Here is a 26,085-nt window from a genome sequence, read left to right as displayed (position 1 = left end):
GATACAAGGCACCGAAGTACGGATCGCCTTCGAAAACGGCGACCCGGACCGGCCCTACATCGCCTACGCCATGCACGACTCGCGGCATCCCGACCACGTCACCCTGAAAAACTACAAGCGCAACGTCCTGCGCACACCGGCCAACAACAAGCTGCGCTTGGACGACTCACGTGGGAAAGAGCACATCAAGCTGTCCACGGAGTACAGCGGCAAGAGCCAGTTGAATCTTGGCCATCTGGTAGATGCACAACGGCAGCAGCGCGGCGAAGGCTTCGAGCTACGCACCGATGGCTGGGGCGCAGTACGGGCCGGCAAGGGTGTGTTCATCAGCGCCGACGCCCAGCCCGGCGCACAGGGCCAAACGCTGGATATGCAGGCCGCCGTTCGTGAGCTGGAACAAGCCCTGGAGCAGATCCGCGCCATGGCCCGCGACGCCGCGCTGGCCGTGACACACGAGCCCGACCAATACGCTCCGGAACAACTCAAGGCCGCTCTGGAGCTGCTCCGGGAACCGGGCATCCTCGCCTCGGCACCCGACGGCATCGCTGCTACCAGCGGCGGGCACCTGCAACTGGCGGCAGGGAAAAACCTGATCGCCACCGCTGGCGCCAACATGGATATCAGCGTCGCCAAGCGCTTCACCGCAGCAGTCGGCGAAGGCATCGGCCTGTTCGCCAGGAAGATGGGCATGAAGCTCTTCGCCAATCAGGGGCCCGTCACGATCCAGGCGCAGAACGATCGGATGGAACTGCTCGCCCGCCACGGCCTGGAAATCACCAGCACCGAGGATGAGGTGCACATCGTCGCGAAGAAGAAAATCACCCTCAACGCAGGCGGCAGCTACATCACCCTCGACCCTTACCGCATCGAATTGGGCTCCCGCGGCGACTTCAACATCAAGGCCGCGCACTTTTCCCTGCGCGGTCCCGCCAGCATGTCGGCGACCCATCCTGAGTATCCGAAGCTCCAGTCCGTGGAGCGCCTGCGCATCAACATTCCCCAAACGCCCAATGCGCCCCAGCTGGCGTGGGCCGGCATGCCCTACAAGCTCTATGCCGATGGTGCGTTGCTGCAGGAAGGCGTTCTGGATGAGACAGGCCATATAGCGCTCGATCATCAGGTCGTCACCCGGAACTATCGGCTCGAGACCAGCAGTGGCGTGAGCTATCAGATTCCTGTCCCCACCGACTACCGCAATGCCGCGAGCGGCGAACTTGCCAACCGTGGCCTGCAGAACCACCCCTCCGAAACTGACCCGCGCGTGAAGCAGCCCATCAAGCATGTGGACGATAGAGGACTGTATGCACGGTTGCTGAACCTGTTGGCCGGCCGCGAAGGAGAACAGCCATGAGTCAATGCGAAAAACTTGAAATCACTGTCCCGGTGGCTCTCCAACACAGCAACGAAGCCACCTGCATTTCACCTTGGTTCATGCGCCGCACCGAATACCATCCGGTACCCGCGCTCTATCAATACCTGATCAATGGCGAAGAAGCCTTCAGGGCTGTCCACGAGGCTATCGCCAAGGCCGAGAGGTCCATCGACATCATCTGCTGGGGTTTCCAGCCGTCCATGTACTTCATCCGCGACGGCAAGAGCCCGTCGATTGGCGACCTGCTCAAGCAAAAGGCGGCGGAGAAGGACATGCAGGTGCGCGTGCTGGGCTGGGAGGCACCTTTCAACGCGGCCGGCTTCGCGGGAGAAGCCAACCTGCCGGGCAAGGGGCCGCACCTCTGGGATCGTGAAGGACAGACAGCAACGGAAGTTCAGTATGCCAAGGACCGTGAATGGTTCGCCGAATGTTCGGCCTCCGGCTGGACCGCCAAGGACCGGGTAGGTAAAGGGCTCCCGGTCTTCGTCAGCCGTGGCTTCGGCTTCGCCGACCGGGTGGAGATTGCCTGGCGCGCGGCCAATCAGGCGCTAGACCCCGGCATCAGCACCTCGACACTTTTCTCTTACTTCGCGGCGCCCACTCACCACCAGAAAACCGTACTGGTCGACTACGAACTGCCCGATAAGGCCGTCGGCTTCGTCATGGGCCACAACATGCTCGATGCCTACTGGGACACCAGTGCGCACTCCTCCAAGCGGCGCCCCAGTGGCGACCTCAAGAGCCCTGTCGACCCCAAGGACCCCGACGGCAAGCCCTACGGGCCAAACGAGGGGCCGCGCGGCAAATGGCCCCGCCAGGATATTTCCAGCAAGGTGCGCGGCCCGATACTGGAACACCTGCATCACAACTTCGCCACCGCCTGGGAAAAGGAAACCGGCGAGGACCTGATCGAAGCGCGGCAGGCAATGCAGGTTGCAGAGCAGCTTTCCTTCGACCGCTGCGAAGAAGGCAGCGATCTGGTCATGGCGCAGCTTCTGCGAACCCAGGCCCAGGAAAACAAGCGTGACATAGAGCGCCTCTACCTGCGGGCGATCAACAACGCCACCGAGTACATCTACATCGAAAACCAGTACTTCCGCTGCCCGCCATTGGCCGACGCCATCCTCCAGACGGCCGCGCGGCAGACAGCCGATGGACGCGACCCCGGCAAGCATGGCGCCCTGCACCTGTTCGTCGTCACCAACGCCAACGAAGAGGGCATCGGCCCTGGCACCGTCAATACCCAGCGCATGCTCGACGCCCTGGGCCGGGCCGACACCATTCCCAAGGTCACCAAGCTGATGCGGGGTGAGCCCGTAGTGGATGAGCGAGCCAAACCGCGAAAGGCTGATTCGGACGCACAGACGCCGCTTGAACCCACCATCACCGACGACGATCCGTTACCCGGCGAGGATGCCGCCAGACCTTACGGTTTCGAAGAACGCCCCGGCCTGAAAATCCATGTCTGCTCCCTGGTGGCCCCGGACTCTCCGCCGGGCAAACCCTGGATGCCGGTGTACATCCACTCCAAGCTGATGATCGTCAACGACGTCTTCACCACCCACGGCTCGGCCAATATCAATACCCGCAGCATGCAGGTGGACAGTGAATTGAATATTGCCCATGAGCGGTATGAGGTGAGTAAACGGATGCGACGGGAGTTATGGAATCTACATACAGATAAAAGAGCGGCGCAGGATATTGCTGCGGAAGCATTCAAGACTTGGCAGAACGTTATCCGAAAAAATAGAAAGCGTCAGGAGGATGAAGGGGAGCCTTGGGCCTCTCTGATCGAATTTCGTTACGACGAACCTATTTTGAGTAATAAAGACTGATGCGTCGGATACTGCTGCTAACCAGCCTGCTGCTGGCCGCGTGTAGCGGAACTATCAATGCTGTGGCCCCGACGAATAAAGGGAGCGCTATGGACTCGCTATCGAACATCAAGGCCAATCTGGCTTTCAGTTGCAAATATGAACAGTTTCCTGAGCCATCAGCGGATAGCGATGTTCTCTACCAATATGCCCGTTGGCTGGAAAAGAGCAACCAGCTAAAACAGAGCAGAACCGTCAATACACAGATTGAACGGATCTACCGCATTGCCTCGGAAAACGGTCACAGCAAGGCGAATGTCAACTTGCAGAACGGTGCGCTGCGCAGTCATTACCAGTTAAACGGCGATGAGCATCTGCGTATGAGCCAGCAATTAATTGATGCGCAGGTGGCTAGTGGGTATTTCTTTGTCGGATTATTCCTGCAGCGCGGTGCGGCAGGATTAAAAAAGGACCCAGAGATGGCGTTGCGGTATTACCGTAAAGCTGCTGACGAAGGTAGCGCAGAGGCTCAGGTTTACATTGCTAATAAGTTAGCGCCAAAGCGTATGGCTCCCGACATTGCTTTTCAGATGCGTAGCTGTGCGGCTAAGCAGGGTAACGGAGAGGCTGCTGCTTTACTTGGTGTGTATTTTCAAGAGGAGGGAAAATATTCGGAGGCTCTTGCCGCATTTCAGATGGGTGTGGCTGCTGGTGATGAGGGCGCAGCTTCATTTCTAGATGAAGGATTTCGTCGTCAGAATTCAGATGATCAGTTTTATTATTTGGGACAGAATAAGGATTTGGAGCGCGCAGGCCGTTATAAGAAAATTGGTGAGGTTCTTGGCAGTTACTCCTACGCTTTTCCCAAGATCCCCGAGATCAACGAGATTGTTCCTCTGCCGCCGGCCAAGCTTCCGCCATGGGATGGGAAGCTCAAATGGCTGGAGGAACGCGAAGCCAATATCCCGCCGCCCAAACCCAGCGAAGCGCTGATTGAGCAGTTGGCCAAGGCCAAGGGCCTGGACCCCGCTACTGGCAAGCCGCTACCCGGTTCCCAGGCGTTTATCCGCGCCACCGATTTCCATATCTGCCACAGCGGCCAGCCGTGCCCACGCGCCGGCTACTGGCGCGTGCTCTGGTCCGCGGAGCGCAGCATCGTCAAGACCGATACCGTCCGCCTGTTCAAGCAGGGCGACATCTTCCCCACCTGGGACGTCAAGCGCTTCATCATCCGCCCCTGGCCGCTGAAGGACAAAACCACCCTGACTAACGAAACCGTGGCATGGAGTTTCTACGGCGATGCATAAGGGGGTTGTGGTCTGGGCGTTTTGCCTGGCGCTGACTGGTTGCGGTGGGTACCCCGCCGCGCGTCCGGCGCCGTTGGATTCGCTTTCCCAGACCAGGGTCAACCTCGCCTTTACCTGCGCCAAGGAGCAGTTCCCTAAGCCCTCACCGCAGGCCGTGGCCTGCCAGTTCATGACCGTGAGGCCGCACAGCGGTGGCATGAGCAACGCCACCCTGGAAACCGTGGTGCGCCGCTTCGGCGATGCCGAACAGGCGCTGTTCATTTCCCTGTCCCCGCCCATGGGCAAGAACCTGGAGATGCAATGCGGTTTCTGGGCCTGGCTGCAGGCCTATATGAATAACGGCCCCTGGTTTGATGAGGACGGCCAACGCAGCGAATCGGATGCCTACGTCAAGCAAACAGTGGAAATAGGGAAATTCCGTTTTTCCGATAACGTTGCGCGTTATTGGCGGATCATTCGAGGCAGGGAATCCAACGGCATCAGCGAGAAACCACGAGTGACTGACTTTGTAATGCTCGGCTTCTCCCTAATCTTTTTCCCCATGTTCAAGCTGCAGGACTTCACCTATGCCATCGCCAAACGCCACTCTCGCGGTCAGTGGCCTCAATTGGTGAAAGAGCGCCTGCACCCCGACGGCCCCATCACACGGCTGGTAGACCTTGAGCGTGCGCAGGAGCTGGACGTCTGACCATGCCATCCACCGTAGGGCGAATAACGCGGTACGCGTTATTCGCCGCCACCAGCCTCAACGAAATCCACCCCTACAGCGGCGACACGATTTCCTCCGTCTACCTGCTGCTCTACAGCGGCGGCAAGTTCCTGCCCGACGATGCCCAAGTGGAGTTTTCCGGGGTAGAAGGCTGGGAATACCTGCCCGGCGTACGCACCTTGGAGCGGCCTGTTATCTGGACCCTGAGCGACTTCAGTGCGGTCATCAACAGCGGCATCAACTGGCAGCATCACAAACCACTCTATCGACGTGTCTACCACAAGGAAGGGGACCGCACGCTCGCCGCTATCAAGGGCGTTTTGCACTACAACCCCCAACCAGGCCTCGTCCTGCCGCCAGTCGATGTGGAGGAACGGCTATGGATCTGAATGCGCTGATGCAACAGGCCCTGGCCCGCCACGGCAACACTCCGGGGGTGATTCTCAAGGCCAATGAACCGACCGGGCAGCAGCCCTGGGAAATGTTCGTCACTGAGGAACATACTGAGTACTACTTAGCGCTCAAGAGGAGGGGAGAGAACTATCGAGGGATGCTCACAGGGATGCTAGGCGGAATGACACTTTGTGGATTCAGTGTCTTTGCCATTTTATTTGCGCTCAAAGGGGACTGGGACGGGATCTGGATTTCATTAGGAATAATTGCGTTTGCCCTGATGGCGCCATTCCTCTGGGAAATCAGCCAACCCCTTCCTTTACCCATCCTCTTCAACCGCCGCACCCGCGAAATCTATTACGACCATGAGGGCGAGCTGTACCACATGCCCTGGGACGAGGCTCAGGCGGTGGCTTGCCAATTCATGGCGGTGGGACCGCACAGCGGCGGCATGGACAACGCCACCCTGGAAACCGTGGTGCGCCGTTATGGTGATGCGGAGCAGGCCTTGTTCATCTCCTTATCTCCGCCCATGGGAAAGAGTTTGGAAATGCAGTGCGGCTTCTGGGCTTGGCTGCAGGCCTATATGGACAACGGCCCCTGGTTCGATGAGAACGGCCAACGCAGCGAGTTGGATGCCTACGTCAAAACAATGATCAAAGCGGGCAGCATGCGCGGCTCGGACTATCTGGGCTATTACTGGCGCATTCTCAACGGAACGGAGGCGAGTCCTACTCAGGAAAAATGGAGCGATTTCTTGATGTTCTGTGGGCATGTGATTTTTTATCCCATGCGCAAGATTGAAGATGTCACCTATGACATCGCCAAACGCCGCTCTCGCGGTCAGTGGCCTCAATTGGTGAAAGAGCGCCTGCACCCCGACGGCCCCACCACACGGCTGGTAGACCTGGAGCGTGCGCAGGGGCTGGACGTCTGACCATGCCATCCACCGTAGGGCGAATAACGCGGTACGCGTTATTCGCCGCCACCAGCCTCAACGAAATCCACCCCTACAGCGGTGAAACGATTTCCTCCGTCTATCTGCTGCTTTACGGCGGCGGCAAGTTCCTGCCCGACGATGCCCAAGTGGAGTTTTCCGGGGTAGAAGGCTGGGAATACCTGCCCGGCGTACTCACCTTGGAGCGGCCTGTTATCTGGACCCTGAGCGACTTCAATGCCGTCATCAACAGCGGCATCAACTGGCAGCACCACAAGCCGCTCTATCGCCGTGTCTACCACAAGGAGGGTGACCGCACCCTGGCTGCTCTCAAGGGCGTTTTGCACTACAGCCCCCAACCAGGCCTCGTCCTGCCGCCAGTCAATGTGGAGGAGCGGCTATGGATCTGAATGCGCTGATGCAACAGGCCTTGGCCCGCCACGGCAATGCACCGGGTGTGATCCTCAAGGCCAACGAGCCGACCGGGCAGCAGCCCTGGGAAATGTTCGTCACTGAGGAACATACCGAACAGTACCTGGCGCTCAAGGCGGGAGGAGAAACTTATCGGGGAATGCCAACAGGTGTGCTTGGCGGGATCGCCATTGTGCTGAATCTGGTGATGATTCCCTGGATGCTATTGGCAGGTAAGCCGGAGGGATTGTTCTATACCTTGCCGCTTATTCCGATCTGCTTGTTCCCTCCATTCCTCTGGGAAATCAGCCAACCCCTTCCTTTAGCCATCCTCTTCAACCGCCGTACCCGCGAAATCTATTACGACCATGAGGGCGAGCTGTACCACATGCCCTGGGACGAAGCGCAGGCCGTGGCCTGCCAGTTCATGACCGTGGGGCCGCACAGCGGTGGCATGAACAACGCCACCCTGGAAACCGTGGTGCGCCGCTTCGGCGATGCCGAACAGGCGCTGTTCATTTCCCTGTCCCCGCCCATGGGCAAGAGTTTGGAAATGCAGTGCGGCTTCTGGGCTTGGCTGCAGGCCTACATGGACAATGGCCCCTGGTTCGATGAAAACGGCCAACATAGCGAATCGGATGTCTACGTTAAGGAAATGGTCAGAGCCGGCCAGTTACGTCCGCGTGATTGGCATAAAAATACCTTGCGTAACATCGCTGAAAAGCAGAAAGCCCGGCGGGATCATCGCTATTTCGAGTGGATGGATATCGCGACTTTGACAGGCGAGATCATTTTCTATCCCATGCATTGGCTGCAGGATTTCACCTATGACATCGCCAAACGCCGCTCTCGCGGTCAGTGGCCTCAATGGGTGAAAGAGCGCCTGCACCCTGACGGGCCGACCACGCGGCTGGTAGACCTTGAGCGAGCGCAGGGGCTGAAGGTCTAGCCATTTCCATCTCGCCATTGTCGCCTTCATGTAAACGGCAATGGCGAATGATTTTTCCTTTTAGCCTCAAGTCGATAAGAGCAGGCCGAGTCAGATCGCCAGGCTATCCACCACGCCTCCATCCACCCGCAGCGCGGCGCCGGTGGTGGCGGAGGAGTAGGGCGAAGCGACATAGGTCGCCAGGGCGGCTACTTCATCGACTTCGGCGACGCGCTGGATGATCGAGCTGGGACGTTCTCGGCGGACGAAGGCGTCGGCTTCCTCGCGGGCGCTGCGACCGGAGTGGCGCACGGCGTCGGACACCAGGTTGGCCACGCCTTCGGTGAAGGTCGGGCCGGGGAGGATGGCGTTGACGGTGACGCCGGTGCCCGCCAGGCGCTTGGCCAGGCCGTGGGAGACGGCGAGGTTGGCGGCCTTGGTGACGCCGTAGTTGATCATCTGCGCGGGAATGGCCACGCCCGATTCCGAGGACAGGAAGATTACCCGGCCCCAACCGCGCTCCACCATGCCGGGGGTGTAGTGACGGGCCAGGCGTATGCCGGAGAGCACGTTGATCTCGTAGAAGTCCAGCCATTCCTGGTCCTGGGTTTCGTAGAAATCGACGTCGTTGTAGATGCCCAGGTTGTTCACCAGGATATCGGCGCGGGGTTCGGCGGCGAACAGCACGTCTGCACCGGCGGCATTGCCCAGGTCGGCAACCACGCCGCGGGCCTTGCCGTTGCTGGCACGGATGCCGGCTACGGCATCGTCCACGGAGGCGGCATTGCGCCCGACTATGACGACGTCGGCGCCCGACGCGGCCAACTGGCGGGCGATGCCCAGGCCGATGCCCCCGGTGGAGCCGCTGATGATGGCGGTGTTGCCGCCGAGATCGATCTGCATGTGTTCAATCCTCATCCAGGGGGGCGCGGAATGCGCCGGTGATCGTCTGGATATGGCGCCATGCTAGAAACGGCCTGTAAGATCGTACATAACTTAATTCGACATACTTGAGTCCTTGAGGGTCTATGCTCGATCTCAGACAACTCCGATATTTCGTCGCCGTGGCCGAAGTCGAGCACGTCGGCAAGGCGGCGGAAACACTGCACATTTCCCAGTCGCCGCTCAGTCGGCAGATCGCCCAACTGGAGGAGCGCCTCGGGCTGCAGCTGTTCGAGCGCAGCCAGCAACGCCTGCGCCTGACCTCCGATGGGCGCACCTTCCTGCACGAGGCCAAGGCACTGCTCAAGCACGCCGAGCGCCTGGAGTCCCTCGGCCGTCGCCTGGGCCGGGGTGAGACCGGCGGGCTGTGCATCGGCTACGTCAGCCATGCCATCCATGCCGGCGTGCTGCCCGAGGCGTTGCGCCATGTGCGCGAGGAGCGTCCGGGTATCCACATCGCGCTCTATAACCTCTCGGCCCAGGAGCAGTTCGAGGGCCTGCGCCAGCGCAGCCTGGATGTCGCCCTGGTCTGCGAGCCGCCGGCGGATGACGACCCGGACCTGCTTGCCGCGCCGGTGTTCGATGATCCGCTGCACCTTGCCTTGCCGCCGGATCACCCGCTGGCGGACAAGCCGCTGATCGAGCCGGCCGACCTCCACGAACAGGACTGGATCATGGTGGAGGGCCAACTGCAGCCGAACCGCCGCGAGCGCTTCCTGGCCAGTTGTGTAGCCGCCGGTTTCACCCCGCAGATCCGCCTGGAGGCCGCCGAGCCGCTGAGTGCCATCGGCCTGGTGTCGGCGGGCCTGGGGCTGGCGCTGATCCAGCAGAGCATCGGTGGCGAGCGCAACCCCAACGTGGTGCTGCGGGAGCTGCCCTGGCTCGGGCAAAGCACCGGCCTGTGGGCGGCCTGGCACCGCGTCGACCTGCGGCCGATCGTGGCGGACTTCCGTGAAATGGTGCTGGCGGGCGCCAGTGTCTGACGATCAGGTGGACGAGACTTGATGCATTTTAAGGTCTCAAGTCTGTCGAATTATGACTTGGACGGTCTTGGTTGGGCAGGCATAGGATTGCCGCCACTGGAGTTCACAAGCGACTCCCCCCAACCCGGAGAACCCCCACATGAGTCTCAAGTCCCTGATCCCCACCCGCCTTGGTTTCGGCACCGCGCCGCTGGGCAACATGTTCCGCGACGTGCCCGCCGAGGAAGTGCAGGCTACCGTCGATGCCGCCTGGAACAATGGCGTGCGCTATTTCGACACCGCTCCGTTCTACGGCGCCGGCCTGTCCGAATCCCGTCTGGGCGCCGCCCTGGCCAAGCGCCCGCGTGACGAATACGTGCTCAGCAGCAAGGTCGGTCGCATCATCCTCGATGAGCTGGAAGACCCGGCCTCCCGCGAGTTGGGCGAGAAGAGCGGGCTGTTCGAGCACGGCAACCGCAACCGCATCGTCAACGACTACAGCGCCGACGCCACCCTGCGTTCCATCGAGGACAGCCTGAAGCGCCTGGACACCGACCGTCTGGACATCGTCTGGATCCACGACATCGCCCAGGACTTCTACGGCGATGAGTGGCTGACCCAGTTCGAGATCGCCCGCACCGGCGCCTTCCGCGTGCTCACCCGTCTGCGTGAAGAAGGCGTGATCAAGGCCTGGGGCCTGGGCGTGAACCGAGTCGAGCCCATCGAGCTGACCCTGGACCTGGACGAGCCGCGCCCAGACGGCTTCCTGCTCGCCGGCCGCTACTCGCTGCTGGACCATGAGCGCGCGCTGCAACGCGTCATGCCGCAGGCGGTGGAGCAGGGCGTGGGCATCGTCGTCGGCGGCCCGTACAGCTCCGGCGTGACCGCCGGTGGTGAGCACTTCGAGTACCAGAAGGCCAGCCCGGCCGTGCTCGCCAAGCTGGAGCGCATTCGTGCCGTGGCCCGCGATCATGGGGTGGACGTGAAAGCTGCCGCGCTGCAGTTCGCCCTGGCCCATCCGGCGGTGGTCGCGGCGATCCCCGGCTCGACCCGTCCGCTGCACGCCAACCAGGACCACGCCGCGCTCAGCGCCGTCATCCCGGCTGCGTTCTGGAGCGACCTGCGCGCCCAGGGCCTGATCAGCGCCGTGGCGCCCGTCCCGGCCGTCTGAGCCTTTTGCCGTCGGGCCCCATGGCCCGGCGTAGCACCACCCGTCATCGAATCATGGGGCACGCGTCCCGGGAGAAATACCATGGCCAAGGCCAATGCTTTCATCGACCTCAATGCCGACATCGACCAGGTCTGGCAACTCATCGGCGGCTTCGACTCGCTGCCCGACTGGCTGCCGTTCATTCCGCAAAGTGCGCTCAGCGAAGGTGGCCGTGTGCGCACCCTGAAGAGCGTCGCTGGCGAAACCATCATCGAGCGCTTGCTTGACTTCAACGAAGCCGAGCGCAGCTACAGCTACACCATCCTCCAGGGCCCGGCGCCGGTGCGCGACTATCAGTCGACCCTGCGCGTGCTGCAGGGTGCTGAGGGTGAAGGCGTGCGCGTTGAGTGGTTCGGCTGCTTCACTCCCGAAGGCATCACTGACGCTGACGCCAGCGCACTGTTCACCGGCATCTATGTCGATGGCCTGGCGGCGCTGAAGCAGAAGCTCGAAGGCTGATCGCGTCCAGCAAAAAGCCCCTTGCCCGTTATCCGGGCAAGGGGCTTCGTCGTTCTTGCTCGACGGATTACCAGAAGCCGCCGGCGTGCCGGCTGGAGGCGTACTCCAGGTGCAGGGCGAAGGAGCTCTGGAAGAACTCCAGCAACCGGGTGTCCAGCACCAGTTCGTTGAGCGAGGCGAGCGAGCCGATCACCTGCTGTACGTCGGCTTCGGTCTCGCCGCAGCGGTTCTCGTGGCACAGGCGCTGGGTCTGCGGGTCGGCGCTGATACGGCAGATGCACTCGGCGTCGTAGCAGGAGTGGCGGACCTTCAGGCTCAACTCCGGCAAGTCACGGCGGCCATCGAGCAACTCCACGCTGCACTCCAGGCCATGCTGGCGGGCGAACTCGCTGGCGCGGGCGAAGGCGGGCAGGGCCACCTCCACCAGGGCGCTCTGGTAGGCATTGGCGAAACTCTCGGGGTCATCGCTCATCCAGGGTCTCCTGTGCTGATTGCACGATGCCCGGCCTGCGGGCGGCCGGGGTTGAGTGATGGACCACGGAACACGCGGCTTTCACGAAGTATCGGGAGAATTTCCGCCGAGCGGTTGGTGTCGCTCCAGCCCTGCCGGCAGTGACTGACGGAAGAGGCACGAAAGCGCACCGGCGCGGAACTGAGCCCACTTCCGGGCGGCTGCAAGGGCCGAATATGGCAAGGGGTCTGCGCCTTCGGTTCATTGCGTGGTCAGGCGGATTCAGCCTCCGCCCGAAGCGCCTCGATGACGGTTTTCCGTGCGCCGATCACTTCGAGGAAACGGCGGGTCGCAGGGAAGGGGGAGAGATCGACTTTCAGGTGATCCGACCAGCCCAGCACAGTGAACAGATAGGCATCGGCGACAGTGAACCGGTCGCCAAACGCATGACCGGTTTCGTCCAGCACGCGCTCCATGTAGTCCAGCCGTTTCGCCAGCTTGCCGCGCAGCACAGCCTTCACGTCGCGCGGAATCTCGCTGCTGAACAGCGGGCTCATTCCGGCATGCAATTCGCTGCCGATGAAGTTCAGCTGGGCCTGCAACTGTGTGCGCGCCAGGCTGCCGTTGGCCGGTGCCAGGCCAGCCTCGGGCTGCAGGTCGGCGAGGTACTGTAGAATCGCCGCGCCCTCGGTCAGCACCGTGCCGTCTTCCAGTTCCAGCGCCGCGACATAGCCTTTCGGGTTGATCCGGTAGAAGTCGGTTCCATCGGCGGTGCGCTTGGTCTGATTGTTCACGCGCACCAGCGAGAATGGCAGGCCCAGCTCGCGCAGGACGATGTGCGGGGCGAGGGAGCAGGCGTTAGGGGCGAAGTAGAGCTTCATCGGGCGGACTCTGGTCGGAAATGGGCGGCCAGTATTCCCGACCCCGATGCGGCGCGTAAGAACGCACTTTTTTGTGCGCTGGGCACAAAAAGGTTACCGGGAAGCAAAGATGAAGAAGAACGTTTCGGGCTGCTCGGTCGAGGAAGCCATGCGGGTGATCGGTGGTCGCTGGCGGCTGCTGCTGGTGTCGTACCTGCTCGACGGCAGCAAGCGCTTCAACGAGTTGCGCCGTGACATGCCGGAGATTTCCCAGCGAGTGCTGACCGCCGAGCTGCGTGCGCTGGAAGAGGCGGGGCTGGTGACTCGCACCGTGTATCCCGAGGTTCCGCCGCGCGTGGAATACTGCCTGAGCGATGACGGTGACCGGCTGCGGCCGGTGGTCGAGGTGATCAAGACCTTCGGACTCTGGCTCAAGGCCCGTCCGGAGCTGTAGGTCGGGGGCTCCAGGCCCCACGGAGCGCCCCTGAAGGCGCGTTTCGCCGCTACCGCTGGCGGTTGTGCCGCTGCCAGCGCAGGCCCTGCCGGCCGATCGCAAGCATGGCTCGCTCCTACAGGGTGTTTCCCTGCGAATTTCGGGTTGCACCTTTTCCAGCCCTGGCACGAACACTGCTTTCTTCCTGCCGTCCAGCCAGCCCCTGCGGGTTGCAGCCGGGCGAGCCCGTGGCCGTGCTCCGTTTGGTAGCGCCGTGTGTGGGAAATGTCACCGGTTGCACCGGATCTGCGCGTACGACCAAAGGCTTGTTTTTATTGGGTTGCACCTGGTTGCACCTTGAGAATCGGCGGTATAACCTTGCGCCGTTTTCAGGCAAACCTTCTAACAACAGGAAGCCCCATGGCCACCACCACCCTTGGCGTGAAGCTCGACGACGCCACCCGCGAGCGCCTCAAGCTGGCTGCCCAGCAACTCGACCGTACCCCGCACTGGCTGATCAAGCAGGCCATCTTCTCCTACCTGGAGCAGGTGGAAGGCGGGCTGACCCCGGCCGAACAATCCGGCCTGGCAGCGGCGGCGGGCGAGGAGTCGCTGGATTCGCTGAACGAACAAGGGTTGCAGGTCTTCCTCGATTTCGCCGAAAGCATCCTGCCGCAGTCCGTGCTGCGTGCGGCCATCACCGCCGCCTACCGCCGCCCGGAAACCGAAGCGCTGCCGATGCTGCTGGACCTGGCCCGCCTGCCGAAAGAGCAGGCCGGCGCCGCCAGCAAGATGGCACTGGGCATCGCCGAGAAGCTGCGTAACCAGAAGAACGCCGGCGGCCGTCAGGGGCTGGTGCAGGGCCTGCTGCAGGAGTTCTCCCTGTCGTCGCAGGAAGGCGTGGCGCTGATGTGCCTGGCCGAAGCGCTGCTGCGCATCCCGGACAAGGCCACCCGTGACGCGCTGATCCGCGACAAGATCAGCAACGGCAACTGGAGCCAGCACCTGGGCCAGAGCCCGTCGATGTTCGTCAACGCCGCCTCCTGGGGCCTGCTGATCACCGGCAAGCTGGTGGCGACCCACACCGAAGCCGGCATGTCCTCGTCGCTCAACCGCATCATCGGCAAGTCCGGCGAGCCGCTGATCCGCAAGGGCGTGGACATGGCCATGCGCCTGATGGGCGAGCAGTTCGTCACCGGCGAAACCATCGCCGAAGCCCTGGCCAATGCGGCCAACATGGAGTCCCGTGGCTTCCGCTACTCCTATGACATGCTCGGCGAAGCCGCGCTGACCGATGAGGACGCCAAGCGCTACCTGGCTTCCTACGAGCAGGCGATCCATGCCATCGGCAAGGCCTCCCACGGCCGCGGCATCTACGAAGGCCCGGGCATCTCGATCAAGCTCTCCGCGCTGCACCCGCGCTACAGCCGCGCGCAGTACGACCGCGTGATGGACGAGCTGTACCCGACCGTGCTCGGCCTGGTGAAGATGGCCCGCGACTACGACATCGGCATCAACATCGACGCCGAGGAAGCCGACCGCCTGGAAATCTCCCTCGACCTGCTCGAGCGCCTGTGCTTCGAGCCGTCGCTGGCCGGCTGGAACGGCATCGGCTTCGTCATCCAGGCCTACCAGAAGCGCTGCCCGTACGTGATCGACTACGTCATCGACCTGGCCAAGCGCAGCCGCCACCGCCTGATGATCCGCCTGGTGAAGGGCGCCTACTGGGACAGCGAGATCAAGCTGGCCCAGGTCAACGGCCTGGAAGGCTACCCGGTCTACACCCGCAAGCCTTACACCGACGTGTCCTACCTGGCCTGCGCGCGCAAGCTGCTGGCCGTGCCGGAATCCATCTACCCGCAGTTCGCCACCCACAACGCCCACTCGCTGTCGGCCATCTACCAGCTGGCCGGGCAGAACTACTACCCGGGCCAGTACGAGTTCCAGTGCCTGCACGGCATGGGCGAGCCGCTGTATGAGCAGGTGGTGGGCAAGGTCGCCGACGGCAAGTTCAACCGTCCGTGCCGCATCTACGCGCCGGTGGGCAGCCATGAAACCCTGCTGGCGTACCTGGTTCGCCGCCTGCTGGAAAACGGCGCCAACACCTCCTTCGTCAACCGCATCGCCGACCACAGCATTTCGCTGCAGGACCTGGTGCTCGACCCGGTGCTGCAGGTCGAGCAGATGGCCGCGCAGGAAGGCACCCTGGGCCTGCCGCATCCGCGCATTCCGCTGCCCCGCGACCTCTATGGCGACAGTCGCCTGAACTCCGCTGGCATCGACCTGGCCAACGAGCACCGCCTGGGTTCGCTGTCCTCGGCGCTGCTGTCGAGCACCAACCACGCCTACGTCGCCGAGCCGATGCTGGGCCTGGCCGATGCCGCGCCGGGCGAGCCGCAGCCGGTACGCAACCCGGCCGACCTGCGCGACGTGGTCGGTCATGTGCGTGAGGCCAGCGAAGCCGACGTCAACAACGCCATCCTCGGCGCGCTGTCCAGCGCGCAGATCTGGCAGTCCACCCAGCCGGCAGAGCGCGGCGCCATCCTGCAGCGCGCCGCCGACCTGATGGAAGCCGAGATCCAGTCGCTGATGGGCGTACTGGTGCGCGAATCGGGCAAGACCTTCGCCAACGCCATCGCTGAAGTGCGCGAGGCAGTGGACTTCCTGCGCTACTACGGCGCCCAGGCCAGCACCCACTTCGCCAACGACAGCCACCGCCCGCTGGGCCCGGTGGTCTGCATCAGCCCGTGGAACTTCCCGCTGGCGATCTTCAGCGGCCAGGTGGCCGCCGCCCTGGCCGCCGGTAACACCGTGCTGGCCAAGCCCGCCGAGCAGACTCCGCTGATCGCCGCGCAAGCCGTGCGCATCCTGCTGGAAGCCGGCGTGCCCGCCGGCGCCGTGCAACTGCTGCCGGGCCGTGGTGAAACCGTGGGTGCGCGCCTTGTCGGCGACGAGCGCGTGCGTGGTGTGATGTTCACCGGTTCCACCGAAGTGGCCGGCATCCTCCAGCGCAACATCGCCGGCCGCCTCGACGCCCAGGGCCGCACCATCCCGCTGATCGCCGAAACCGGTGGCCTCAACGCGATGATCGTCGACTCCTCGGCGCTGGCCGAGCAGGTGGTGGTCGACGTGGTCAACTCCGCCTTCGACAGCGCCGGCCAGCGCTGCTCCGCGCTGCGCGTGCTGTGCGTGCAGGAAGACGCCGCCGACCGCGTGGTGCAGATGCTCAAGGGCGCCATGGCCGAATACCGCGTCGGAGCGCCGGAGCGCCTGCACACCGACATCGGTCCGGTGATCGACGAGGAAGCCAAGGGCAACATCGACAAGCACATCCAGACGATGCGCGACAAAGGCCGCAAGGTCTTCCAGAGTGCTCGCGTGGATGCCGAGGAAATCAAGCGAGGCACCTTCGTCGTGCCCACCCTGATCGAGCTGGACAGCTTCAGCGAGCTCAAGCGTGAAATCTTCGGCCCGGTGCTGCACGTGGTGCGCTACCAGCGCGCCGACCTGGACCAGCTGCTCGCGCAGATCAACGAATCCGGCTACGGCCTGACCCTGGGCGTACACACCCGCATCGACGAGACCATCGCCCAGGTCGTCGGCACCGCCCATGTCGGCAACCTCTACGTGAACCGCAACGTGGTTGGCGCGGTGGTCGGCGTGCAGCCCTTCGGTGGTGAAGGCCTGTCCGGCACCGGTCCGAAGGCCGGCGGCCCGCTGTACCTGTACCGTCTGCTGTCGACCCGTCCGCAGGATGCCGTGGCCAACCAGCTCAAGGGCGACGGCGCCCAGGCGCTGCCGCGTCCGAAGGATGCCCAGCAGGCCGTGGACGCGCTGACCAAGTGGGCAGGGCAGAAGGACGCCGCCCTGGCGACCCTGCTCGGCGGCTACGGCGAACTGGCGCAGAGCTTCACCCAGCAGGTTCTCACCGGCCCGACCGGCGAGCGCAACACCTACACCCTGCTGCCGCGCGAGCACGTGCTGTGCCTGGCGGAAGACCGCGCCGACCTGCTGGCCCAGTTGGCTGCGGTGCTCAGCGTCGGCAGCCGCCCGCTGGTGGCCGAGTCCAACGCTGCCGTGGTCAAGGAACTGCCCAAGGAAGTTGCCCAGCGCATCGAGCTGGTCGCCGACTGGAGCGCGACCGACAAGGTGTTCGACGCCATCCTGCACCACGGCGATTCCGACCAGCTGCGCGCAGTCTGCGAACAGGCGAGCAAGCGCAAGGGCGCCATCGTCGGCGTCACCGGGCTGAACCGTGGGGAAACCGACATCCCGCTGGAACGCCTGCTGATCGAGCGTGCCCTGAGTGTCAACACCGCCGCTGCCGGCGGCAACGCCAGCCTGATGACCATCGGCTGACGACGGTGCCGGAAGTGCCTTACCGGGCGCTTCCGGCCAGTTTTACGGCTGCATCTGCGGCCACGCGGCCCGCCAGCCCTCGGGCGGAGCTACCCGCTCCCGGCAGGCCGTTCCCCTCGCGCTTCCTGCGCAATCCGTCTCGGGCCCAGCGCCCGGCACAACGGCGGGGCTATCCGCTCCGCCGACTCCTTTCCTTCCGACTCAGACCGGCGCCGCGGTGCGAGTCAGCTGCTCCAGCAATTCCAGGTCAGTGCTCATGCCCGAGGTCTCGCGGATACGCGCGAGGATTTCCTTTTTCAGGGCGATGAATTCCGGGGCCATCTTCATGTCCTGGTTGCGCTCGGCCGGCAGCGGCACCTCGTAGACGCTGTCGATGCGGCCGGGGCGCGGCGCCATCAGCACCACGCGGCCACCCAGGTAGATCGCCTCGTCGACGTCGTGGGTGACGAACAGGATGGTACTGTTTTCCAGGCGGTGCACGTGGCGGATCAGGTCGTGCATCACCTCGCGGGTCTGCGCGTCCAGCGCGCCGAAGGGCTCGTCCATCAGCAGGATCTGCGGTTTGGGCATCAGCGCGCGGGCGATCGCCACCCGTTGCTGCATGCCGCCGGACAGCTGGCTGGGGTAAGCCTGGGCGAAGGCCGACAGCCCCATCAGGTTGAGCAGCGCATCGGCGCGCCCGCTGGCGACTTCCACGTCGGCGTCGCCGCGCACGGTGTCGGACACCACCTTGAGCCGGCGGCAGAACTTGATGTTCTCCATCACCCGCAGCCAGGGGTACAGGCTGTAGTGCTGGAAGACCATGGCGCGGTCGATGCCGGGGCCGTCCACGTTACGGCCATCGACGAGGATTTCGCCGCCGCTGTGGCGCTCCAGCCCGCCGATGCTGCGCAACAGGGTGGACTTGCCGCAGCCCGAGGCGCCGACGAAGGTGACGAACTCGTTGGCGCGAATCTCCAGGTTCACATCCTGCAGCGCCTGTACGTGCCGGCCCTGGCTGCTGAAGACCTTGTCGACGTGGCGGATGGCGATCTTGTTCTGGCTCATCAGGCTTACCTCTTCATCCAGGGGAAGGCCACCCGGCCGAGCCAGCGGAACGCCTGGTCGGTGAGCAGGCCGATGACGCCGATCAGCAGGATGCCGGCGAAGATCTTGTCGGTCTGCATATAGCGCTGGGCGCGCAGGATGGCGTAGCCCAGACCGGAGTTGGCGGCGACCAGCTCGGCCACCACCAAGTAAGTCCAGGCCCAGCCGCAGGTGATGCGCAGGGTGTCGAGCAGCGCAGGGCGCGCTGAGGGCAGCACCACCAGGCGGATGGTCTCGGCGCGGCTGGCGCCCATGGTCTGCGCCGCCTCGATCTGCGCCATGGGCACGCGGCGCACATCTTCGGCGACCATCAGCACCATCTGGAAGAAGGTGCCGATGAAGATGATCAGCACCTTGGAGCCTTCGTCGATGCCGACCCAGAGCATCACCAGCGGGATGAAGGCCACCGCCGGCATGTAGCGGATGAAGTCGGTGAGCGGTTCGAGGAAGGCCTGCACCGGGCGGTAGGTACCGAGGTACAGGCCCAACGGCAGGGCGATCACCGCCGAGGCGAGGAAACCGGCCATGACCCGCCAGACGCTGATGGCGATATCGCCCAGCAGGCCTTCGTCGCTCCACCAGTGGCCAATGCGCTTGAGCACGGCGTCCGGGCCGGGGAAGAACATCGGGTTGGCCAATCCTGCGGCGCTGTAGGCCCACCAGAGCAGCAACGGCAGCAGCAGGCCGGCTGCTGCCAGGGTCCAGACGGCGCTGCGTGGCAGTTCGCCGCGGATCACCCACCAGCGCTGGCGGGCGGGCTGCGCGACGGGGCGGGGCAGGGGCTGGTGGGCGGTCATGGCGTCACCTCCTTATCGGGGTACAGGGGCCGTTCGCAGGCTTGCCAGCCACCGGCAGGCGGGGTGGCGCCCAGGCTGTTGAGCCAGTGGGTATCGCGCAGCAGTTCGGGGTGGTCGGGATTGGCGTCGCTGGGCAACAGCCGGGCGCCAATGCGCACCGGCAGGGTGCTCAGTTCGATGCGCCAGGGGGCAACGCCGCCCTGATGGCGGCCAAAGCTCAGCTCGAAATCCAGCAGCTCGGTGTTGCCGCTGTCGAGCAGTGCGGCCAGCGATGGTGCGTGGGGCAGCGGCAGGCGCCGTCCGGCGGCGAACAGGAAGCAGTCGCCGGCCAGCAGCAGGCAGCCCTGACGGCCGTCCGCTCCGAGCAGCCAGGTGCCACGGTTGCGCCCGAGGGATTCGGGCAGGCGCTCCCAGACTTCGTGGTAGCTGCCGTCCAGGCCGTCCTCCAGCACCTTTTCGCTGTCCACGAAGTGCATGCGGCCGATGTCCTCGCCGCCATTGGGCGGCTGGAAGTCGATTGCGCGGTGCCATTGGCAGATATCGCCAGTGATCTCGGTGAGACCGGCGAAACCGGCCTGGTTCGCCAGTGCTTCGGGCGTTTCGGGGGCCGGCAGCGGAATGCGCAGGTCGGCGAACAGGTGCTCGGTCTGCAGCCAGTAGACGCGGGTGCTGGTGTCATGCGTCCCGCCGGTAGTGGTCAGCAGGGTGCGCTGCCAGACGCCGAGATAGGCGGGCGGTACTGCGGAAATGTTCAGGCCAGGCATGCGCTTTCCTCCCATTCGGCGAGCACGGAACGGCTGTCCAGTACCCGACCGAACAGCCCGCCTTCCACCTCGACCATGGCCAGGGCGGCGGCGTGCAGCTCCGCACTCGGCGAGCCGCAGGCATCGCTCACCAGCGTACAGGCGTAGCCCAGCTCCACCGCCGCGCGCTGGGTGGAAGAAACGCATACTTCGGTGGTCACGCCGCAGAGCACCAGGTGGCCGATACCGCGCCGACGCAGCAGCAGGTCCAGGTCGGTGTAAGCGAAGGCGCTGTAGCCCGGTTTGTCGATGACCGGCTCGTCGGCCAGCGGGCGCAGTTCGTCGATCAGGTCGTGGCCATACTCGCCGCGCACCAGCAATCGCCCCAGCGGGCCGCGTGCGCCGATGGGCGCGCCGGCCTGTTCGGCACGGCGACGCTTGCTCTCGTGCAGGTCGGTCAGGTCGGGGCGGTGCCCTTCGCGGGTATGTACTACCAGCAGGCCCAGGGCGCGGGCGCTGTCCAGCAGGCGCGAGATGGCCGGGATCGGCGCGCGCAGGCGGCCGATCTCCAGCCCGGCCTGGTCGGCGTAGCCGCCGGGGGCACAGAAGTCGCGCTGCATGTCGATGACGATCAGGGCGACGCTCACAGCCCGAACTCCTTGCGTACCGCAGCGGCGATGCCTTTTACGATGTCCTTGGCCATGCGCAGGCCCTTGTCGGCGCTGGAACCGCGCGCCGAGGACAGCACGCCCGAGGGCGGCACCCACTCGGTGCGGCTGGGGTACATGTCGTAGGGCGGGAAGTCGGCCGGGCCGTCGTCGGGGATCAAGTCCAGGCGCACCAGGCTGGGCAGGTAGTGCAGCATCAGCGAGGTCTCGATCACCGCCGCGTGCTCCAGGGCGAAGCCGGGGAAGCCGTCGGGGAATACGTCGTTCAGCGTGGCTTCGCTGCAGAAGTCCCAGTGCTCCAGGCGCATCACTTCCAGCGGGCTGGAAGGCCCCAGCTCACGCAGCGCGAGCTGGATGCCCTCGGTGACGAACCATTGGTTCTCGTAGTGCCCGTCCACCAGCACCAGGCGGGTGACGCCGTGGCGGGCGAACTCGCGCACGGCGTCGCGCACCAGGGCGATCAGGGTCTGCCCGTCGAGGCTGGTGGTGCCGCAGAAGTGCTGGCCGCCGCCGCACTTGGGCTGGGACTTGTAGCCGTAGGACAGGGCGGGCGCGACCAGACCGTCGACCTGGCGGGCGACGTCTTCGCACAGCGCACTGGCCAGCAGTGCATCGGTGCCCAGCGGCAGGTGCGGGCCGTGCTGCTCGGTGGCGCCACAGGGCAGGAAGACGACGGGGGATTGCTCGCGCACCCGGCGCGCGTATTCGACCCAGCTGAGCTGGTCCATGCGGACAGTCATGTTTCGGCCTCGCAGAGAGTGGGGGAAAGGTCAGGAGAAGGGCGCGCGGCGATCAGCGCCGCCGCCAGAACCAGAGAGCCGCCGAGCCACTCGCGCAGGCCCAGCTCGCGGTCGCCGAACCAGGCGGCGGTGAGTACGGCAACCAGCAGTTCGATCACCACCAGCACCGCAGCGCGGCTCGCCTCGACATGGCTGAAACCGTATTGCGCGGCACCCATGGCAGCCAGCCAGAACAGGCCGAAACCAGCCAGTTGCAGCCATTGGTGGGCGTCGACGGTGGGCAGCGGCGTGCCTTGCAGCAGACAGAACAACCCGCCCAGCGCGGCGCTGCCGATGAAGCCGACCACCGCCTTGCTGGCCAGCGGCACCTGCTCGGCGGCGCGGGTGGCCAGGTTGTTGAGGGCGAAGGCGAAGCCGGCGGACAGCGCCAGCCAGTCGCTGGCAGCCAGCGGGCGGAAGGTGTCACGGCTGACGCCCAGGGTCAGGGCAATGCCAAGCATCGCCAGCGCCAGAGCGCCGAGTCGCGAGGGCGTCAGGCGTTCGCCAAACAGCAGGCGGCCACCGAGCAGGCCCCAGACCGGCGCGAGATAGAACAGCAGCATGGCGCGCACCACGTCGCCCTCGGACAGCGCCGCCACCAGCCCGGCCGTGGCCCAGCCGCCAAACACGCCGATGGCGAGCAGGGCGACGCGTTGCGGCCACCACTGCTGGCACTGGTTCAGTACCAGCGGCACGGCCAGCGCGCAGAGCAGCCCGTAGGTACAGAGCACCAGCGGCATGCCGGCCAGGCCCTGGCCGGCGAAGTGCGCCAGGGGCATCCAGCCCAGGCCCCAGATGGCGGCGCCCAGCAGCAGGACGATTTCCGCGCGCATCAGGCGCCCATCCAGGCGCCGCCATTGGCGCCGAGTATCTGTCCGTGGAAGAAGCTCGCGCCGGGCGAGACGAGGAACAGCACCGCCGTGGCGATCTCCTCCGGCTGGCCGAGGCGGCCGGCGGGGATGGCGGTTTCGCGGGCGATCATCGCCGCGCTCATGTGCTCGACCGAGACCATCGGTGTCTCCACCGGGCCCGGCGCCACGCCGTTGATGCGGATGTGTGGGGCGAACTCCCGCGCCAGCGCCTTGGTCAGCCCGATCACTCCGGCCTTGGCGGCGCAGTACGCGGCGTAGCGTTCGCGGCCGAGCTGGCCCAGCTCCGAGGCAATATTGACGATGCTGCCGCTGCCGCGCGCCTGCATGTGCGTCAGGGCATGGCGGCAGCAGCGGTAGACAGCGTGCAGGTCGACGCCGAGCAGGTTCGCCCAGTCGTCTTCGCTGGTATCGAGGAAGGGCTTTTCCAGGATGATCCCGGCGTTGTTCACCAGGATGTCCAACTCGCCTTCGGCGAGCACGCGGGCGAACATCTCGGCGACCTGTTCCGGCTCCGCGACGTCGGCCTGTACGGCATAGGCGCGCCCCCCGCTGGAGGCGATGCGCGCTACCAGCGCGGTGGCAGCTTCTGGCTGGTCGAGGTGGTTGATCCACACCTGCGCGCCGGCTCCCGCCAGCGCCAGGGCGATGGCCCGGCCGATGCCCTGGGTGGCGCCGGTGATCAGGGCGGTCTGTCCTGCGAGCGGTTTCATCAGTGCATCACCTCACCATGGCTGACCGACAGCGCCTGACCGGTAATGGCGCTGGCCAGTGTGCTGCCGAGGAACAGGAAAGTGCCGGCGAGATCGGCCGGCGTGAGCAGTTCCGGCACCGCCTGGGCGGTGAGGATCTGCGCCAGTTCGTCTTCCTCGCTGCGGCCGTTGGCTTGCGCCATCACCCGCAGCGAACGCATTGCAGCTTCGGTGGCGATCCAGCCGGGGCACACGGCGTTGACACGAATGCGCCTTGGCCCCAGTTCCCACGCCAGCGAGCGGGTCAGGCCGATCACCGCGTGCTTGCTGGCGACATAGGCGGAGAAGCCCGGCACGCCTTTCAGGCCCCAGATCGACGCCTGGTTGATGACGCTGCTGCCGGCGCGCAGTTGCGGCAGCAGGGCGCGGGTCAGGCGCAGCATCGAGGCGACGTTGTTGTCCAGCAATGCCTGCCAGCGCTGGTCGGTCTCGGCGTTGCCGCCTTCCAGCGGCGTGGCGTACTCGACGCCAGCGTTGTTGATCAGCACATCGAGCGCAGCGCCCTGGCGGCTGTCGGCGAAGGCGCCGATGGCTTCGCTGCCGCCCAGGTCGAGGCTGGCAGTGCGCAGGTCGCACAGTGCTGTGAGCTCGTCCGCCACGCCTTGTAGTGCCTCGGCGTTGCGGTCGAGCAGTTCCAGCGTCGCGCCCTGTTCGGCGAACGCCCGCGCCAGGCCCTTGCCGATGCCGCTGGCGGCACCGGTGATGAGGACGCGTTTGCCCCGGTAGTCGATCATGCTCAGACCGCCGTCAGGAAGGAGACGCCCACGGCGCCGTAGAAGCCGTCGGCACGGTCGTTGCCTGCGGGCGCGACCTCACCGTAGTTGTCGTCCACCACGCGGCGCAGGCGGTGCCGGTGGAAGCCCTTGAACAGCAGGTGCATCGGTAGCACCTGGGCGTAGCCGTCGCCGTACAGTTGGTGGTGCAGCTTGCGCAGGCGGTACCAGGGCGCCACGGGTTTCTCGTGGTGGGCGTTGTGGTAGGCGAAGTTGAGCAGCAGCAGGTCGAGCACCGGCCAGCGCACCGAGACCACGTTGGAGAAGGTGTTCATCTGCTCGTAGGTGCGGTCGCGGGCCTTGTCGTCGGGGATCTTGCCGCCGTCCTCCAGCACTGCGAAGGCGTCGTAGGTGTGCTGGTAGGCGTCAGTGAAGCGCAGCACGATGATCATCAGCGTCCAGGCGACGAAGTAGAGCAGCAGCGCCTTGAACGACACGGCGGCGACTACGCCGAACAACGCGCCGCGCACCAGCAGGGTCAGCGCCACACGGCGGCGGTTGGCGCGGTGGCGCGGGTTATCGGTGATGAAGGGCAGGAGGATCACGTAGTAATGCATGATCAGCTCCACCGCCGGTACGTAGGCCCACTCGGCGGCCAGCACCAAGGCGCGTACCCAGCGAGGGCTGCGCGCGAGGAGGGCCTTGGTGTCGAAGGTGATCACGTCGGCGCGGTCGACGTGGTGGCGCATGTGCTTGCGGCGCAGGTCCTGGAAACCGGCGTAGCAGCTGCCGCACAACCAGCTGCAGGCCTCGCCGGCCCAGGTGTTGTGCGCGGGCTTGGCGAAGATGGTGCCGTGGGCGAACTCGTGGATCAGGTAGGCCGCGACGATCATCGCGTGGCCCAGCAGCAGGGTGCCGGCGGCATTGAGCAGCCAGCTCTCGGCGAACAGCAGGGCGAAGCCGGCGGCGTAGCCACCGAAGGCATAGGCCAGGGCCAGGCTGTTGGGCAGCCGGCCATCGGCGTAGCGGTACAGGGACGCGGGCATGAAGAACCTCCGTAGGCGTTCCCGCCCTCCCGGCGGGAACGGTGGGTGGGCGCCTTACTGGGCGAGGGCCTGGACGAACTGCGCGTCGAAGGTCTGGGCGAAGTCGGGGATCGCCTGGATCTGGCTGTTGTCCTTGAGCAACTGGGCGATCACCGCGCCGCTGCCGAAGAACGAGCTGGTAGCGTCTGACTTTTCGAAGTTCCTGTTCATCTCCGCCAGCGGGATGTTGTAGACCCCGGCCATCTGCTCCTTGGCCTCGGCGGCGCTGACGCCCAGCACCTTGCCGATGATCTCGGCGGACTCGTCCGGGTGCGCCTTCATGTAGGCCAGGCCGTCGGCGTAGCCCTGGATCATCGCGGTGATCGCCTTCTGGCGTTTGCCGATGACCTCCTGGTTGAACACCAGCACGTCGGTGATCAGCCCCGGGGCGTCCTTCGACGAATACACGACGTGGAACTTGTCGCCGGGCATGCCGAGGATCTGCGAGACGTTGGGTTCGTAGGTCACGCCTACCGGCAGGCTGCCGGATGCCATGGCGCCGGGGATGCCCTCGGGCGTCATGTTCACCGGGTTGATGTCCTTGTCGCTCAGGCCGTGGCTCTTGAGCGCATAGGCGAGCAGGAAATCGGACGGCGAGAGCGGGTTGAAGCCGATCTTCTTGCCCTTGAAATCGGCGACCGACTTGATCGATTTGTCGGCGACGATGGCGTCGCCGCCGTTGGAGAAATCAATGGGCATCACCACGCGGTACGGCTGGCCCTTGGCGACACCGCCGACCACCTGGTCGTAGGTGAGCATGCCACCGTCGAGGGCGCCGCCGGTCATGGCCGTGGGGATCAGCGCCGGGTCGTTGAAGAACTGCAGCTCCACCTTCAGCCCGTGAGGCTTGTAGAGGTCGAGCTTGTCGGCGACGTAGAAGGGCGCGTAGCCGGCCCAGACGACGGTGCCGATCTTGAGCTTCTCGGCGGCCTGGAGCGTCAGCGGCACGACCCCGGCGGCAGCAAGCAGACAGGCACCGAGCAGGGTCTTGCGCAGGGAACGCAGGGAAAGCGGCATGGTCATGGCATTGCTCCTAACGGTTGGAA

26 protein-coding genes are annotated in these 26,085 nt (G+C 64.8%); 13 read left to right on the top strand and 13 right to left on the bottom strand.

What is annotated here, in order from left to right:
* The 8 genes from IB256_RS30230 to IB256_RS30740 all read left to right on the top strand — a co-directional run.
* On the top strand, window positions 1-1,351 hold a 1,351-nt coding region (locus tag IB256_RS30230), incomplete at its 5' end, for a DUF2345 domain-containing protein (RefSeq protein WP_192404981.1).
* Window positions 1,348-3,207, top strand: coding sequence for a phospholipase D-like domain-containing protein (locus tag IB256_RS30225; protein WP_192404980.1), 1,860 nt, complete (start codon window positions 1,348-1,350; stop codon window positions 3,205-3,207). The genes IB256_RS30230 and IB256_RS30225, both read left to right, overlap by 4 nt.
* The gene (locus IB256_RS30220) at window positions 3,207-4,493 is read left to right on the top strand and encodes a sel1 repeat family protein (RefSeq protein WP_192296316.1); all 1,287 of its coding nucleotides are present in this window, start codon (window positions 3,207-3,209) and stop codon (window positions 4,491-4,493) included. The genes IB256_RS30225 and IB256_RS30220 overlap by 1 nt, the downstream gene beginning before the upstream one ends.
* The gene (locus tag IB256_RS30215; protein WP_225602033.1) at window positions 4,486-5,181 is read left to right on the top strand and encodes a hypothetical protein; all 696 of its coding nucleotides are present in this window, start codon (window positions 4,486-4,488) and stop codon (window positions 5,179-5,181) included. Before IB256_RS30220 ends, IB256_RS30215 begins: the two co-directional genes overlap by 8 nt.
* A 2-nt stretch (window positions 5,182-5,183) precedes the next feature.
* On the top strand, window positions 5,184-5,591 hold the full coding sequence (locus IB256_RS30210) for a hypothetical protein (RefSeq protein ID WP_192404979.1): 408 nt from the start codon (window positions 5,184-5,186) through the stop codon (window positions 5,589-5,591).
* Window positions 5,582-6,532 (top strand): hypothetical protein, encoded by a 951-nt coding sequence (locus IB256_RS30205; protein ID WP_192404978.1) that lies wholly within the window; start codon window positions 5,582-5,584, stop codon window positions 6,530-6,532. Before IB256_RS30210 ends, IB256_RS30205 begins: the two co-directional genes overlap by 10 nt.
* Before the next feature lie 2 nt (window positions 6,533-6,534).
* Window positions 6,535-6,942 (top strand): hypothetical protein, encoded by a 408-nt coding sequence (locus IB256_RS30200; RefSeq protein ID WP_192296317.1) that lies wholly within the window; start codon window positions 6,535-6,537, stop codon window positions 6,940-6,942.
* Window positions 6,933-7,892, top strand: coding sequence for a hypothetical protein (locus tag IB256_RS30740; RefSeq protein WP_225602032.1), 960 nt, complete (start codon window positions 6,933-6,935; stop codon window positions 7,890-7,892). Before IB256_RS30200 ends, IB256_RS30740 begins: the two co-directional genes overlap by 10 nt.
* Window positions 7,893-7,982: 90 nt before the next feature.
* On the opposite strand, the gene IB256_RS30190 is transcribed toward IB256_RS30740, so the two are convergent.
* On the bottom strand, window positions 7,983-8,774 hold the full coding sequence (locus tag IB256_RS30190; protein ID WP_192404977.1) for an SDR family NAD(P)-dependent oxidoreductase: 792 nt from the start codon (window positions 8,772-8,774) through the stop codon (window positions 7,983-7,985).
* 125 nt (window positions 8,775-8,899) lie between these two features.
* Here IB256_RS30190 and IB256_RS30185 point away from each other — a divergent pair, with 125 nt between their 5' ends.
* The 3 genes from IB256_RS30185 to IB256_RS30175 all read left to right on the top strand — a co-directional run bounded on the left by IB256_RS30185 (window position 8,900) and on the right by IB256_RS30175 (window position 11,444).
* Entirely contained in the window at window positions 8,900-9,796 is an 897-nt protein-coding gene (locus tag IB256_RS30185) for a LysR family transcriptional regulator (protein WP_192404976.1), read from the top strand.
* A gap of 139 nt (window positions 9,797-9,935) precedes the next feature.
* Window positions 9,936-10,946, top strand: coding sequence for an aldo/keto reductase (locus tag IB256_RS30180; protein ID WP_192404975.1), 1,011 nt, complete (start codon window positions 9,936-9,938; stop codon window positions 10,944-10,946).
* Window positions 10,947-11,027: 81 nt separating this feature from the next.
* Window positions 11,028-11,444 (top strand): SRPBCC family protein, encoded by a 417-nt coding sequence (locus IB256_RS30175; protein WP_192296321.1) that lies wholly within the window; start codon window positions 11,028-11,030, stop codon window positions 11,442-11,444.
* A 67-nt stretch (window positions 11,445-11,511) separates the two neighbouring features.
* Here the strand turns inward: IB256_RS30175 and IB256_RS30170 are convergent, their stop codons facing one another.
* Window positions 11,512-11,916 carry a hypothetical protein gene (locus IB256_RS30170; RefSeq protein WP_192296322.1) on the bottom strand — a complete coding sequence of 135 codons (405 nt, stop codon included), beginning with the start codon at window positions 11,914-11,916 and terminating at the stop codon, window positions 11,512-11,514.
* A gap of 251 nt (window positions 11,917-12,167) precedes the next feature.
* On the bottom strand, window positions 12,168-12,776 hold the full coding sequence (gene gstA / locus IB256_RS30165; RefSeq protein WP_192404974.1) for a glutathione transferase GstA: 609 nt from the start codon (window positions 12,774-12,776) through the stop codon (window positions 12,168-12,170).
* 109 nt (window positions 12,777-12,885) lie between these two features.
* Between gstA and IB256_RS30160 the strand changes: the two genes are divergently transcribed.
* Both IB256_RS30160 and putA read left to right on the top strand, forming a co-directional pair.
* Window positions 12,886-13,209: a winged helix-turn-helix transcriptional regulator gene (locus tag IB256_RS30160; protein ID WP_081520525.1), complete on the top strand. Its 324-nt coding sequence runs from the start codon at window positions 12,886-12,888 to the stop codon at window positions 13,207-13,209.
* Window positions 13,210-13,608: 399 nt separating this feature from the next.
* Entirely contained in the window at window positions 13,609-17,547 is a 3,939-nt protein-coding gene (putA, locus tag IB256_RS30155) for a trifunctional transcriptional regulator/proline dehydrogenase/L-glutamate gamma-semialdehyde dehydrogenase (RefSeq protein ID WP_192404973.1), read from the top strand.
* Between the two features lie 201 nt (window positions 17,548-17,748).
* Here the strand turns inward: putA and IB256_RS30150 are convergent, their stop codons facing one another.
* Genes IB256_RS30150 through IB256_RS30105 form a run of 10 tightly spaced genes read right to left on the bottom strand, consistent with a single transcriptional unit; the run spans window position 17,749 to window position 26,062 of the window.
* Window positions 17,749-18,594, bottom strand: a complete 846-nt coding sequence (locus tag IB256_RS30150) for an ABC transporter ATP-binding protein (protein ID WP_192296326.1) — start codon at window positions 18,592-18,594, stop codon at window positions 17,749-17,751.
* A gap of 5 nt (window positions 18,595-18,599) precedes the next feature.
* Window positions 18,600-19,430 (bottom strand): ABC transporter permease, encoded by an 831-nt coding sequence (locus tag IB256_RS30145; RefSeq protein WP_192404972.1) that lies wholly within the window; start codon window positions 19,428-19,430, stop codon window positions 18,600-18,602.
* Window positions 19,427-20,194, bottom strand: coding sequence for a hypothetical protein (locus IB256_RS30140; RefSeq protein ID WP_192404971.1), 768 nt, complete (start codon window positions 20,192-20,194; stop codon window positions 19,427-19,429). Before IB256_RS30140 ends, IB256_RS30145 begins: the two co-directional genes overlap by 4 nt.
* Window positions 20,182-20,820, bottom strand: coding sequence for a cysteine hydrolase family protein (locus tag IB256_RS30135; RefSeq protein WP_285888810.1), 639 nt, complete (start codon window positions 20,818-20,820; stop codon window positions 20,182-20,184). The genes IB256_RS30140 and IB256_RS30135 overlap by 13 nt, the downstream gene beginning before the upstream one ends.
* Window positions 20,817-21,581 (bottom strand): creatininase, encoded by a 765-nt coding sequence (locus tag IB256_RS30130; protein ID WP_192296329.1) that lies wholly within the window; start codon window positions 21,579-21,581, stop codon window positions 20,817-20,819. Before IB256_RS30130 ends, IB256_RS30135 begins: the two co-directional genes overlap by 4 nt.
* Window positions 21,578-22,453, bottom strand: coding sequence for a DMT family transporter (locus tag IB256_RS30125; RefSeq protein WP_192404970.1), 876 nt, complete (start codon window positions 22,451-22,453; stop codon window positions 21,578-21,580). Before IB256_RS30125 ends, IB256_RS30130 begins: the two co-directional genes overlap by 4 nt.
* A complete protein-coding gene (locus IB256_RS30120) occupies window positions 22,453-23,202 on the bottom strand; it encodes an SDR family NAD(P)-dependent oxidoreductase (RefSeq protein WP_192296331.1) in 750 nt (249 codons plus the stop codon). The genes IB256_RS30125 and IB256_RS30120 overlap by 1 nt, the downstream gene beginning before the upstream one ends.
* Window positions 23,202-23,975, bottom strand: a complete 774-nt coding sequence (locus tag IB256_RS30115) for an SDR family NAD(P)-dependent oxidoreductase (RefSeq protein WP_192404969.1) — start codon at window positions 23,973-23,975, stop codon at window positions 23,202-23,204. Before IB256_RS30115 ends, IB256_RS30120 begins: the two co-directional genes overlap by 1 nt.
* A gap of 2 nt (window positions 23,976-23,977) precedes the next feature.
* The gene (locus IB256_RS30110) at window positions 23,978-25,000 is read right to left on the bottom strand and encodes a fatty acid desaturase family protein (RefSeq protein ID WP_192296333.1); all 1,023 of its coding nucleotides are present in this window, start codon (window positions 24,998-25,000) and stop codon (window positions 23,978-23,980) included.
* A gap of 54 nt (window positions 25,001-25,054) precedes the next feature.
* Window positions 25,055-26,062, bottom strand: coding sequence for an ABC transporter substrate-binding protein (locus tag IB256_RS30105; protein WP_225602031.1), 1,008 nt, complete (start codon window positions 26,060-26,062; stop codon window positions 25,055-25,057).
* Window positions 26,063-26,085 lie beyond the last annotated feature (23 nt).

The organism is Pseudomonas sp. PDM17 (assembly GCF_014851985.1).
GTDB lineage: Bacteria > Pseudomonadota > Gammaproteobacteria > Pseudomonadales > Pseudomonadaceae > Pseudomonas.
This window is presented reverse-complemented; position numbering and strand designations above follow the sequence as displayed.